This window comes from Bradyrhizobium sp. RDM12, from assembly GCF_051917485.1.
Taxonomy (GTDB): Bacteria; Pseudomonadota; Alphaproteobacteria; order Rhizobiales; family Xanthobacteraceae; genus Bradyrhizobium.
Genome location: NZ_CM133064.1, coordinates 5,770,913 through 5,783,931 on the forward strand (window position 1 = coordinate 5,770,913; position 13,019 = coordinate 5,783,931).

Annotated in this window: 9 protein-coding genes and 4 pseudogenes; 4 read left to right on the forward strand and 9 right to left on the reverse strand. The window is 63.8% G+C overall.

From position 1 onward, the window contains the following. Positions 1-5 precede the first annotated feature (5 nt). Positions 6-926: pseudogene (locus ACTGJ9_RS28380) on the reverse strand (amino acid ABC transporter substrate-binding protein). 206 nt (positions 927-1,132) lie between these two features. Between ACTGJ9_RS28380 and ACTGJ9_RS28385 the strand changes: the two are divergent. From ACTGJ9_RS28385 to ACTGJ9_RS28395, 3 genes are all read left to right on the forward strand, one after another. Continuing rightward, positions 1,133-2,368, forward strand: coding sequence for an amidohydrolase family protein (locus ACTGJ9_RS28385; RefSeq protein WP_456673761.1), 1,236 nt, complete (start codon positions 1,133-1,135; stop codon positions 2,366-2,368). 46 nt (positions 2,369-2,414) lie between these two features. Further along, entirely contained in the window at positions 2,415-3,620 is a 1,206-nt protein-coding gene (locus tag ACTGJ9_RS28390; protein ID WP_456673762.1) for an amidohydrolase family protein, read from the forward strand. A gap of 153 nt (positions 3,621-3,773) precedes the next feature. Further along, complete coding sequence (locus ACTGJ9_RS28395) at positions 3,774-4,088, forward strand: hypothetical protein (protein WP_456673763.1); 315 nt, start codon at positions 3,774-3,776, stop codon at positions 4,086-4,088. 16 nt (positions 4,089-4,104) lie between these two features. On the opposite strand, the gene ACTGJ9_RS28400 is transcribed toward ACTGJ9_RS28395, so the two are convergent. From ACTGJ9_RS28400 to ACTGJ9_RS28430, 7 genes and pseudogenes are all read right to left on the reverse strand, one after another. Continuing rightward, on the reverse strand, positions 4,105-5,022 hold the full coding sequence (locus ACTGJ9_RS28400) for a DUF1932 domain-containing protein (protein ID WP_456678657.1): 918 nt from the start codon (positions 5,020-5,022) through the stop codon (positions 4,105-4,107). Between the two features lies 1 nt (position 5,023). Beyond that, positions 5,024-5,886: pseudogene (locus ACTGJ9_RS28405) on the reverse strand (substrate-binding domain-containing protein). Positions 5,887-5,970: 84 nt separating this feature from the next. Next, positions 5,971-6,654, reverse strand: a complete 684-nt coding sequence (locus ACTGJ9_RS28410) for a 4-carboxy-4-hydroxy-2-oxoadipate aldolase/oxaloacetate decarboxylase (protein ID WP_456673764.1) — start codon at positions 6,652-6,654, stop codon at positions 5,971-5,973. Next, positions 6,651-7,364, reverse strand: a complete 714-nt coding sequence (locus ACTGJ9_RS28415) for a PIG-L deacetylase family protein (RefSeq protein WP_456673765.1) — start codon at positions 7,362-7,364, stop codon at positions 6,651-6,653. Before ACTGJ9_RS28415 ends, ACTGJ9_RS28410 begins: the two co-directional genes overlap by 4 nt. Before the next feature lie 62 nt (positions 7,365-7,426). Then, positions 7,427-8,732, reverse strand: a pseudogene (dctA, locus tag ACTGJ9_RS28420) (C4-dicarboxylate transporter DctA). After that, positions 8,729-9,613 carry an amidohydrolase family protein gene (locus ACTGJ9_RS28425; protein ID WP_456673766.1) on the reverse strand — a complete coding sequence of 295 codons (885 nt, stop codon included), beginning with the start codon at positions 9,611-9,613 and terminating at the stop codon, positions 8,729-8,731. Before ACTGJ9_RS28425 ends, dctA begins: the two are co-directional and overlap by 4 nt. 269 nt (positions 9,614-9,882) lie before the next feature. Next, entirely contained in the window at positions 9,883-10,593 is a 711-nt protein-coding gene (locus ACTGJ9_RS28430; RefSeq protein ID WP_456673767.1) for a TetR/AcrR family transcriptional regulator, read from the reverse strand. A gap of 116 nt (positions 10,594-10,709) precedes the next feature. On the opposite strand from ACTGJ9_RS28430, the gene ACTGJ9_RS28435 reads away from it, so the two are divergent. After that, entirely contained in the window at positions 10,710-11,690 is a 981-nt protein-coding gene (locus ACTGJ9_RS28435) for a tripartite tricarboxylate transporter substrate binding protein (RefSeq protein WP_456673768.1), read from the forward strand. A 105-nt stretch (positions 11,691-11,795) separates the two neighbouring features. Here ACTGJ9_RS28435 and ACTGJ9_RS28440 read toward each other — a convergent pair. Then, positions 11,796-12,937: pseudogene (locus ACTGJ9_RS28440) on the reverse strand (mechanosensitive ion channel family protein). Positions 12,938-13,019: the final 82 nt, after the last annotated feature.

The window sequence follows — 13,019 nt, forward strand, 5'->3', positions numbered from 1 at the left end:
TTGCCTCACTTCACAAGGTACACGTCCGGATCGGCGCTCGAACTCGGATTCTTGAAGGCATTGCGCAAGGCTGCCGACATCGGAACATTGTAGTTGATGCCGTTCGGCGGCGTCGGGGATTCCAGCCACTTTCGGTAGAGCACCTCGATCTCCGGGCTTGCGTAGAGCTCGGCCGTGGCGCGATCGGCCAGCGCCTTGAACGGCGCGTCCTCCCGCCGCAGCATGATCCCGAAGGGCTCGGCCTTCGAAAACGTCTCTTCGCTGATCATAAACAGGCCCGGCTCCTTCGAGCGCGCAATCGCGACCGCAAGCTGAACGTCGTCGAGCGCGTAGGCCTGCGCGCGGTCGGTCTCGAGCAGCAGGAATGCTTCGGCCTGATCCACGGCCGGCATGATCTGGATGCCGAGATTGCGCTCGGTATTGACCTTGGCGAGCTGGTTCAAATTGACCGAGCCTGCCACCGCGGTCACGGCCTTGCCCTTGAGATCGTCGATGCTGTTGATGTTCGCGGCCTTCTTGGCGGCGATCGCGTCGCGCTGAGGAAATGCGTGTTGGTGAAGGCGACCTGCTTCTGGCGGTCGGCATTGTTGGTGGTCGCCGAGCAGTGCAGGTCGAGCGTGCCGTTGACCATCAGCGGAATGCGGTTCGACGAGGTCACGGCGACATAGTCCACGGCAATGTCGGGCATGCCGAGCTGCCTCTTCACGGCATCGACGATCTTGAGGCAGATATCCATGGCGAAGCCGACCGGCTTCTGGTTGCCGTCGAGATAGCTAAAGGGCACCGAGGCTTCCTGATAGCCCAGCGTGATCTTCCCGGTCTCCTTGACCTTCTGAAGCGTGCCCGACAGATCTTCGGCGGACGCAGCGCCGGCCCAGACAAGTGACGGCCAAGACAACGGCCGAGAGAACGGCGGGTAGACGCATCGAGGGCTCCTGACGGCGCGTTGCGCCTCCATGCCGGGCACAACCGAACGGTTGATAGCCCAGCCGCCCGCCTGCCGCCAGACCAGCCTGCGTCTATCAGCTATCACAGCTTCCGATATGGCGGCGGCCCCTTCGTCTCCGCTACATTGCCGCCGACCTGCAATGTCACCGACCGCTATAAATCGACTTTCGAAGATTCCCCCGCCATGACCACCCAGACCGCCTTCGACCTGATCTTCCGCAACGCCCTGTTGCGGTCATCCGCCATATCCGTCGATATCGGGGTAAAGAGCGGGCGGATCGCCGCGATCGAACCAGAACTGGCCTGCGAGGCGATCGAGGTCGATCTCGGCGGACGGCTGGCTCTGCCCGGTTTCGTCGACAGCCACATCCATCTCGACAAGGCCTGCCTGCTCGAGCGTTGCGGGCATATCCACGGCACGCTCGGCGATGCCATCCGTGCCGTCTCGGCGATGAAGCGGGATTTTGGTGTCGACGACGTCCATGCCCGCGGCGCAAAAGTGCTCGAGCGCGCCATCGTCCACGGGACGACACGGATGCGCACCCATGTCGAAATCGACCCGCGCATCGGCTTGCGCAGCTTCGAGGCGGTCAAGGCGCTCAAGCGCGATTATGCCTGGGCGATCGATCTCTCGCTCTGCGTCTTCCCGCAGGAGGGCCTGACGAACGATCCCGGAGCAGAAGAGCTGCTGGTCCAGGCCTTGCGCGAAGGAGCCGAGGCAATCGGCGGCTGCCCCTATACGGACACCGACCCGAAGGCGCATCTCGTGCGGATCTTCGACCTCGCCCAGCAATTCGATCTCGACGTCGATCTCCATCTCGACTTCGATCTCGATCCCTCCTGGTCGCATCTCGACGAGGTCTGCCGGCAGACCGAACAGCGCAACTACGGTGGTCGCGTCGCGATCGGGCATGCCACGAAGCTCTCGGCCCTGCCGCCGGAACGGCTGAAGGCAGCCATCGCGCAAATGGCGAAGGCCGGCATCGCCGTCACCGTGCTGCCCGCGACCGATCTCTACCTGATGGGACGCGAGGCCACTCACAACGCGCCGCGCGGACTGACGCTCGCGCACAAGCTCGCCGGCAACGGCATCGTCTGCTCGGTCGCGACCAACAACGTGCTCAATCCCTTCACGCCGTTTGGCGATGCCTCGCTGCTGCGAATGGCGAACTTTTACGCCAATGTCGCCCACGCCGCCGTCGGCGACTTCGGCATCTGCCTCGATCTCGTCACCGAACTGCCGGCGCGGTTGATGAACCTCACAGACTACGGGATCGCGGTCGGCAAGCCCGCCGATCTCGTCGTGCTCGACACGCAGGACAGCCGCTTCGCGATCGCCGAACTGCCGGATATCTTGATGGGGTTCAAGAACGGGCGGCAGACCTTCGAGCGGAAGCGAGCGACGCTGCTTAAGCCATAAGACTGAACCGCTCGCGCAACGACAAATCGACCAACGGAGCAACCGGATGGCCTTCGACAAGATCTTCCTCAACGCCCGCTTCGACGGCGGGGCTCGCCATCACATTGCGGTCAAGGGCGGGCGCATCGCCGCGATCATGCCGGCTGACGCGCCCACCGGCGGTGCCGAAACGGTCGACCTCGGCAATGCGCTCGTCGTTCCCGGCTTCGTCGAAGGCCACATCCATCTCGACACCAGCTTCTATGGCGACGCCTGGCGTCCGCATAAGCCATGCACCGATGGATTCAACGTGCACGAGCGCGTGGCCTTCCAGGCCCAGAACATGGCCGTGTCAGCGCCGATGGACGTGCGGGCGCGCAACCAGCTCGATCTCTGCATCACGCACGGCAGCACGCAGATGCGCAGCCACGTCATGGTCGACGGCTCGGTCGGCCTGAAGTCGCTGGAGACGATCTTGCGCGTGCGCGAGGAATATCGCGGCCTGGTCGACATCCAGCTCGTCGCCTTTCCCCAGAGCGGCATTTTGACGAGCCCGGGCACCCCGCAACTGCTCGACGAAGCGATCGGCCTCGGCGCGAACCTCGTCGGCGGGCTCGATCCCGCGAGTTTCGATCGCGATATCGAAAAGCACCTCGATGTGGTGTTTGGCGTCGCCAACAAGCACGGCGTCGACGTCGACATCCACCTGCATGACATGGGCACGCTCGGCGCGTTCGAGATCGAGCAGATCGCAGCGCGCACACGTGCGCTCGGCATGGAAGGCCATGTCGCGATCAGCCACGCGTACGGGCTTGGCGATATTTACGCGGATCAGCTCAAGGCAGTCGCCGACACCCTTGCGCGCTCCGGCGTCGCGATCATGACGAATGCGCCGGGCGCGCGGCCGTTCCCGCCGATCCTGGCGCTGCGCAGCGCCGGCGTGACCGTGTTCAGCGGCAACGACAACATCCGCGATTCCTGGTGGCCCTATGGCGACGGCGACATGCTGCGCCGGGCGACGACGCTCGGCTATCGGTCGGGCTTCAATATCGACGAGGAATTGCGTGTCGCGTTCGATGTTGTCACTGAAGTCGGCGCGAAAGCGCTGCGGCTCGAGGGCTACGGCCTGCGCGTCGGCGCCAAAGCCGATTTCGTCACCCTGAATGCGGAACATGTTCCCGAAGCTGTCGTGGCGGTGCCACAGGGACGCTCCGTGTACAAGGAGGGGAAGCTTGTCGCGTCGAACGGTAAGATAGTCAGGCAGCGCAATTAATTTCCCAATCGCATCTGTCCGATTTTACCGCTGAACGGGCCGCCGGGCTGAGTCCGGTAAGAATCCCGGTCCGTAGCGCAACGCATTGCGAGAAACGGCTGGCAATCCTACTAAGACCTTGCACTGACCATCTGGGTTCGCGGGAGTTTGGATATGTTCAGCGCATTCAGCAGCATTGATTACCAGTCCATTCGGGCCAGCACGCCCGCCGAAACCGCCATCAAGCGGCTTAATGGCATTGGTGAGGTCCTGTCGGGCCTCGACATCTCGGCGATCCACACGCAAGACGACATGGCTCGCGCGCTGCGGACGCTCGACACCGCCGACAAGTGCATTCGCATGATCCTGACCGAATTCAGGACCGAGCGCACCAGGGATGTTGTCCGCGAGGCCACGCGCCTGATCGACATGATCGAGGCCGCCCGCGACGAAATCGCGGGCTGTAGCGGCGGCAGCATCCCGAGCTAAGCAGGTGCGTTCAGCATCAATGCTTGATCTTCGCCAGAATGCGATCCGCCTCGGTGCGCCAATCCGCGCTACGCGCAAATTCCTTCGTTCCCTTCGTGCCGAACAGGCCTTCGTCGGCGAGATCGGCGACCCAGGCCTGACGCTCGGCCGTCCCCTGCGCCGACCATGGTGTCAACCCCGCCTCGCGCACGGTCTCTGCGACCTCACGCACCTCTTCGGCACGCCGGCGGCCGTGCTCGATCACGCGCTGGAAGAAATAGGCTCCCTGCTTTTCCCAATTGATCGCGGGAAAGGTTTCCGCCAGCGAAGTCAGGACCGCGTCCTCGACGCCATAGGCCCGCGCGGTCGTAAAACTCTCGATGACCATGGCCTCGAGGCCCTTGATCATGATGCTGCGGCACATCTTCACGGCTGAGGATACACCGAGCTTGTCACTCGCAACTCTGGCCGCAAAGCCGATCGCATTCAGCAGCGGCTCGAGCTCCTTCGCGCCGGGACCGCCCAGCAGCAGCGGCACCTTGATGCGATAAGGCGGAACCGAGGTCATCACGGCACCCTCGACATACCGCCCCGCGGCCCCGTCAATCAACGCCGCCGCGCGCTGCTTGGCGCCCGGCGAGGCCGAGTTGAAGTCGAGAAACCAGGTGCCCTGGTTGATCGCCGCCGCACAGGCCTTTGCGACCGGAACGGCCTGGCTCGCGGTGACGGCTGAGATCATGAAATCGGATGTCGCAGTCAGCTCAGCGTGAGACGCCGCGAGCTTCACGCCGAATTTCGCCGCATGCTCCGTCAGCGGCGCACCCAGCTCGCCGCCGAGCTTGATGTCATAGGCGGCAACCCTGATGCCCTGTTGGCGCAAATCCTCAGCAAGAATCCTGCCGACCTCACCGTAGCCAACCAGCCCGATCTGCCATCGCCTCGGATCCGACATCAGTTCAACCCCGCGTCGTCGCGTCGAAGAGCTCTTCGACGGCATAGCGGCGTGGGATCAACCCCTGCTGGAATGCGTAGTCGACGATCAGCTCCAACGGCTTTCTATTCGCCTCAATCCCGAACGGAACGAAGTCGGGCGTCGCGACAGGCCCCGCCTGTTGCTTGTTCCGCTTGAGCAGATCATAGACGCCCGTAACCACGTCGGGGCGCGATTTCGCGAGGCTCTCGCTCACGACCACGAGATGATTGACCGGCACGACGCCGCGGCGGGCATACCATTTCACGGCCTCCGCGGCCGGATCCGGGAATAGCGGCCTCAGCTTGGGATCGTTCGAAGCCTCGCCGAGGACTGCGTCGAGCTCGCCGTCGCGCAGCATCTGCAAAACCTTCTTGTCCTTCGGCGCACGCTCGGTGGTGTCGACATATTCGGCGACATGCGGATCCTCGAACGTCACCCAACGGATCTTGTCGAGATCGACGCCATAGTCGTTGGCGAAGATGCCCCTGATCCAGGCTCCCGTCGTCGTCGTGAACGAGCGGATGCCGACGCGCTTGCCTTCGAGATCGGAGGGCCCGAGCGCTCCTCCGCGGGATTGTAGAGCGCGTAGGAATGCTGGAAACGCCCGAGCACGGTCGCGGGCAGCAGCACCAGCGGCTTGCCGTGCGCCTTCGCCATCAGATAGGTGACAATCGCCATCTCGCAGACGTCAAACGCCTGCTCGCGTACCATCGGCTTGAACGCCGTGTTGGTCGGCGTGTACTCGATGAAGTCGAGGTCGAACAGGTCGGAGCGGAGCTCGCCGCTCTTCACTGCCTTGACGTGAGGGTGACTGCCGAGCACGGCTTTCAGCTTGACACGATCCATCGGTGAGCTCCGCTTCTCGCGAGCATGATCCGGAAACTCTGCAGCGGTTTTGCCGAAGGGATCATGCTCAAGCCATATTACGCCTTAGACATCCTCGGGATTGTCGACGTAGACCAGCCCGGCCTTCGCCAGCGCCTCGCGCATGCTGTACATGTCGAGGCCCAACTCGCCCGAGGCGAGGCGCTTGCGCTTGCCGCCCTCGTCGGCGTTGCGCTTCTTCGCCTTCTCGGCGACCTCGGCGGCATAGCGCTTCGGCACCACCACGACGCCGTCGTCATCGGCGACGACGATGTCGCCGGGATCGACATTGACGCCGGCGCAGACCACGGGGACGTTGACCGAGCCGAGCGTGGCCTTGACCGTGCCCTTGGCCGAGATCGCACGCGACCACACCGGAAAATTCATCTCGTGCAGCGCTTTGACGTCGCGGCAGCCGGCGTCGATGATCAATCCCTGCACGCCACGTGCCTGCAGCGAAGTCGCCAGCAGCTCGCCGAACATCCCGTCGGTATTGTCAGTGGTACAGCCAACCACGAGGATGTCGCCCTTCTTGCACTGCTCGACCGCGACATGGATCATCCAGTTGTCGCCGGGCTGCGCCAGCACGGTGACGGCGGGACCGGCGATCGACGCGCCCGCCCAGACGGGCCGCAAATAAGGCTTCATCAGGCCGCTGCGACCATAGGCCTCGTGCACGGTCGAGACGCCGTATTCCGCCATGCCGGCGGGATCGGCACGGTTGATGTTGCGAACAACGACGGGCTTCATGCCAGCACCTCCGCAACGGTCGGGAACAGGCGCTGATAGGCCTCGCCATAGGTCATGGGAATGCCGGTGTTGCGGCTGCCCTGGATGCCCCGGTTGAGCGCGACGCGCTCGTAATAGCCCCAGAGATGCTTTTGCGCGGTGAGGATCTGGAACGCCTCGTACTTCTCCTTCCAGACCTCATCGATCTTCAGAAGCAGATCGGGCTTGTAGTTGCACTGCTCGGGCTGGTGCGGCTCGAACAGAAACACCGGCGGCGCCGAATATTGGTACTGCGCGCCCGGCTTGTGACCCATGGCCTGCGCGACCACACGGGTCTCCTGGGCGAAATGCGCCGCGTTCGGATGATCGAAATTATAGGGGTCTTCCAGCGCGTGCGTGAGCACGAAGCTCGGGTTGAGTTCGCGGTAGATGTCGACCATGCGGTCGAAATGCGCCTCGGTCAGCTTCAGCGGATAGTCGCCGCAATCGAAGAACTCGATCTCGGCGCCCAGCAGTTTTGCCGCCCGCTCGGCCTCGTCCTTGCGACCGGCCTTGACCGATTCCAGCGTCGCGCCCGGTTCCTTCCAGGCAAACTGGCTCTCGCCGCGCTCGCCGAAGGACATGCACACAATCTTCATGCGATAGCCCTTCTTCGCATGCAGCGCGATGGCGCCGCCGGCGCGCCAGACGAAATCGCCGGGATGGGCGGTAACCACGAGACCTGTTTTCATGGGAGAACTCCCTCTTTCGTTCGTCAACATCATAGGCTGCCTGCGTCATACCGGCAGCGATTTCACCAGGCTGCGGTGGGCACGGGTTCCTCACCGTCCAGCACGCGCCGCAAGCGCTCGCCGTCGAGCGCGCCTTCCCATTTGGCAATCGCTATGGTTGCGACCGCGTTCCCGATCAGATTGGTCGGGGTCAGCCCCTGCGACATCAGGCGATGGATACCGAGCACCAGCGCCACGCTCGTCACCGGAATGGAGCCGGTGGCGAGACAGCGTTGCCGCCAGCACGACGAAGGCGGCGCCCGCGATTCCCGCCGCGCCCTTTGAGGTCACGAGCAGGATCAGTAGCAGCTCGATCTGCTCGGCCAGCCCGAGCGGTGTGTTGGTCGCCTGCGCGAGGAACACCGAGGCGGCAGCCAGGTACAGGCATGTGCCGTCGAGATTGAAGGAATAGCCGGTCGGGATGACGAGGCCGACCACGCTCTTCTCGCAGCCGGCTTTCTCCAGCTTGGTCAGCATCCGCGGCAGCACCGTCTCGGACGATGTGGTGGCGATGCAAATCAGCAGTTCTTCCCAGATGTAGCGGATCAGCTTCAGCAGCGAGAACCCACAAAGCCGCGCCACCGGGCCGAGCCCCACGATGATGAAGACCACGCAGGTGAGATAGAACCCGCCCAGCAGCTTGCCGAGCGAGGCCAAGGAGCCGACGCCGAATTTTCCAACGGTAAAGGCGATCGCGCCAAACGCGCCGATCGGCGCGGCCCACATCACAAAGCCGACGACGGCAAACACCATCTTGGCCGCGATGTCGATCAGATGAACCAGCGGCGCGGCTCGCTCGCCAAGCTGTACCAGCGCAAAACCGCACAGCACGGAGATGAACAGGACCTGGAGGATGTTGCCCTCGGCAAAGGCGCCGACGAAGGTCGCGGGCACGATGTTGATCAGGAACGGCACGAAGCCGATCACGGCGGTCTGCTTGACGTAAGGCTCGACCGCGCTGGCATTGATGCTAGCAGGGTCGATGTTCATGCCGGCGCCGGGCTTGAGCACGTTGACCGCGATGAGACCGATGATCAGCGCGATCGTAGTCATGACCTCGAAATAGACGATCGCCTTGACCGCGACCCGCCCAACCCGCGCCATGTCGGCCATATGGGCGATGCCATGGACGAGTGTGCAGAAGATGATCGGCGCGATCAGCATGCGGATCGCCTTGATGAAGGCGTCGCCGAGCGGCTGCATCTTCGCACCCGCCTCGGGATTGACGATCCCAAGCGCAATGCCGGCCACCATGGCGATCAGCACCTGGATCCAGAGCTCCTTCCACCAGACGCGGCCACGCGGCTTGTCGATCACCATCGCCGTCATTCGCCGAATCCAAACAGGCGCGCGGAATTGTCGACCAGGATCTTCTGCTGGAGCTCCGGCTCCGGCGCGAACAGCGGGATCAGATCGACGAGGTCGCCGTCATTCGGCATCACCTTGACGTTGGGATGCGGCCAGTCGGTGCCCCAGATGATGCGGTCGGGCGCCGTCTCGACGATCTTGCGCGCGAACGGCACGGCGTCGGTGAACGGCGGGCCGGCGGAGGACACCCGCTCCGAGCCGCAGATTTTGACCCAGCACTTTTCGTCGCGCTGCATCAGCTCGATCAATATCTTGAATGGAAGCTGGTCGAGCCCCTCCGACGCCTTCACCCGCCCCATATGGTCGATGGTGTAGCTCAGCGGCAGTCTTGTCAGCATGTCCGCATATTCGGGCAAGTCAATCGCATCGAAATGCAGGTCGATGTGCCAGCCGAGCGGCGCGACCATCGCGATGATGCGGTTGAATACGCGCTTGTCGGGAACGCCGCCGAGATGGCGGACGAAATTGAAGCGGCAGCCGCGGAAGCCGCCGTCGTGCAGGCTGCGAAGCCTGCGTTCGGTGATGGTGTCGTCGATATTGGCGACCGCGCGATAGGCGCCGTTGCTTTGCGCAATGGCGTCGAGTGCCACCGTGTTGTCGATGCCGTGCACGCTGGCATTGACGATGACGGCGCGTTCCACGCCGAGCTTGGCGTGCAATGCCTTGAAGTCCTCAAGCGGGGCATCCGGCGGCGTGTAGGATCGGTCAGGCGAATAGGGATACTTCGCGCCGGGACCGAAGATATGGCAATGCGCGTCGCAGGACAGCTTCGGCAGCTTGAACTTTGGCCTGCGCGTGTTCGGATCAGGCGGCGGAATGGTTGGCGTGTACATCTTTGTCATCAGCTGAACTTGAACAGGCGTGCCGGATTGTCGACGAGCAGCTTCTGCTGGATCGCGCTATCAGGTGCATAGAGGGGGATCAGATCGACGAGGTCGCCATCATTCGGCATGATCTTGACGCCCCCTGCGCACACGTCGCTCGCGCCAGGTGCCGGCCAGTCCGGTCAAGAGATGCAAGCACTCCCGCCTGTTCATGTCCTCAAACATCCCATCACATGTCCGCTTGCGAGCGGAAGCGCTGTTACGCGCCTCCGCTCGGGCGGTTTCTTTCAAGTCTTGCTGCTTGCAACAGTCCTTCGCCGCGCCGGCGCAGCCTGATCGAGCGCCGGCGCCTGGAACGCGGCCACGGTCGCCTGCACCAATTGCTCGATGGCGTTGGCGGGATCGCTGCCGTCGGCCTCGCCGCGCGACAGGCGCGAAACGCGGTCCGGCGTCACCAGCGAGTAATAGAGCGCGCCGAGCAGGAAGTGGCTGCGCCAAACGATGTCGGTGCGCGGAATATGCGGCAGGCTGTCGTGGATCGCATCGATAAAGGCGTGACTGGTATCGTCGAAGGTCTGCGCGATGATTTTTCGCGCGACCTCGTTGCCCTCGGCCGACATCACGGCGCGCAGCCGTGTGAAGCGCGCCCCGCCGCCTGCAAGATCGCTGCCCGAGGTGAAGGCCGGCACCACATAGGCTCGCACGATCGCTTCGAGCCGATCCTGGAGATCGCGCACGCGCTGGGCGGCGGCGAGCAGTTCCGAGCGGCGCAAATTCATCGGCCCGCAATGGCGCCGGTAGATCTCCAGCAGCAGGCCGTCCTTGGTCTTGAAATGATAGGTGACGCTGCCGGGATTGGCCCCGGCGGCCTGTGCGATATCGCGCACCGACACGGCATTGAAGCCGTTGGTGGCGAACAGCTCCTCGGCCGCGGCGAGGATCGCCTCACGCATGTTCGGCTTGCGGGCCGTTTCCTTGCTGGTGGGCTTGCGTACCATGTGATTTGTACTATCGTACAAAAGATCAGGTCTCGTCAACAAAAACCACGGGCAACGTCCGGAAGCGGCTCGGAAGACCACCGCACGGACGCGAATGCCCCAGGGAGTGCTGAATAATGCCGGGTTTGAACACGAAGATCGGCGCTTGGATGCTGGGCGCCGGCCTGCTGCTCGCAGCCAACGTCGCGCAGGCCGCCGACAGTTACCCGAGCAAGCCGGTTCACATCCTCGTGCCATATGCGGCCGGCGGCGCGGTCGACGTGCTGGCGCGGACGCTCGGCCAGGCGCTGGCCAACACCTGGGGCCAGCAGCCCGTGATCGACAACCGCCCCGGCGCCGGCGGCATCGTTGCCTCGCAGGCGCTGACACAGGCCGCGCCCGACGGCTACACGCTGATCCTGGTTGCCAGCGGCCATCCACTAAACCAGTTCATCTATCCGAGTGTGCCCTATGACACGTTCAAGGACTTTACGGCGATCACTGAAGTCGCCTCCTCGCCGCTCGCGATCGTGGTGGCCAAGGACAGTCCCTACAAGACCCTCGGCGATCTCCTGGCCGCGGCCAGGAAGGAACCGGACAAGCTCTCCTACGGCATGTCCGGCAACGGCACCTCGGCGCATCTTGCCGGCGAGCTCTTGAAACACATGTCCGGTACCAAAATCGTCGCGATCCCGTACAAGGGCGGCGCGCCGGCGCTGACAGCGGTGATCGCCGGCGAAATTCCGCTCAGCATCAATCCGCTCGCGGAAGCGATCGGCCAGCTCGAAGGCGGCCCCGTGCGTGCGCTCGCGGTGACCTCGGCCGAGCGTTCCAAGGCGCTGCCTGATGTCCCGACCGTCGCAGAGTCGGGCGTGCCCGGCTACGACGTCTCGGTCTGGTGGGGCGTGCTCGGACCTGCCAAAATGCCACCGGATCTCGTCGCAAAACTCGAGGCCGACCTGAAGGCAGCGCTACAGGATGCAAACGTGCTGTCGACGCTCGGCAAGATCGGCGCAGCCCCGGTCGGCTCCTCCGCCAGGGATTTCGATGCCTACATGCGTGCCGAGGCGACCAAATGGGCGCCGGTGCTGAAGGCCGCCGACATCCGCGCGCAGTGAGGTCTTTCACATGCAGATCTCTTCTGGGCACCTTGCACGCGGCGCCGTGCTCGCCCCGAGCGTACGGCAAAGTCAAGAACGCGAGCATCGTTCCCGCTGAGAGCGTCAAGAGTTCGCCCGCACCTTCTCCGGCGCGGTGGAGCGTTGCAGGAATTCGGCGTCGTCGTCGTCCCGACCCTGCGGGATCAGGATCGCGCGCTCGCGCGGGAGCGCTTCCGGCATCTCGTCGCGGATGAAGGCGATCAGCTTTTCCCGCATCTCGCAGCGCAGATCCCAGGACTGCGGCGCGTTCCGCGCGCTGACCAGCGCACGCAGCTCGATGGTGCGGGAATCCGCATCGATCACCTGAAGATTGACCACCGCGCCGTCCCAGAGTTTTGAGTCCTTCACCGCGCCCTCCAGCCAGCGCCGGATGCGCGGCACGTCGGCGCGATAATCGACATGCAGCGCGATGACGCCGATCAGGACGCCGTATCGCGGGTCCAGTTCTGGAACGGCTTTTCGATGAAGTAGGACAGCGGCACCACCATGCGGCGCCAGTCCCACAATCGGATCACGACATAGGTCGCGGCGATGTCCTCGACCCAACCCCATTCGTTCTCGATGATGACCGCATCCTCGATTCGGATCGGCTGGGTGATCGCGATCTGCATGCCCGCGATCAGATTGCTGAGCAGCGGCCGCGCGGCAAGACCGACGATGATACCGGCCGCGCCGGCTGAAGCAAACAGGCTGACGCCATACTGCCTCACCGAATCGAATGTCATCAGCGCGGCCGACACCGTGATGATGACGATGATGATGTCAGTCACGCGCTTGAACACGCAGATCTGCGTGACGTGCTTGCGCGCGACGAAATTCTCGGTGACATCGCGAAAGTTCTGAAGATAGCGCGCCGAGCTCATGTCGACGATCCGGATCGAGATCCAGCCGATCAGCGCGATGAAGGCGACCACGAAGAGTCTCGTCAGCGGCGTGCGAAAGGCGTCATCGAGCGGCGCCAGCGGCAGCACCAGCGCAACGGCGGCGAGACACATTGCCAGCTGGGCCGGCCCGGACGTGCGCTCGACGAACACGTTCAGAAGCGGAAGACGGGTTCCGAAAGCGCGATTGAGCAGCCAGACGGCGAACCGGTAGAAAGCCAGCGCCACCAGGACCGCCCCGGCCACGAGGCCAACACCGGTGATCCAAGACGGTATCCACCCGAGCATCTCGTCGATGTCCGCGATGAGGGCCTGCCAATTCATTCACGTCCCCGGAATTGCATTCGCGTCTCAACGCGTTCCCGACGGCTTCGCTCCCCCGCTCCGTGCAATGCAGCGTTCCTCT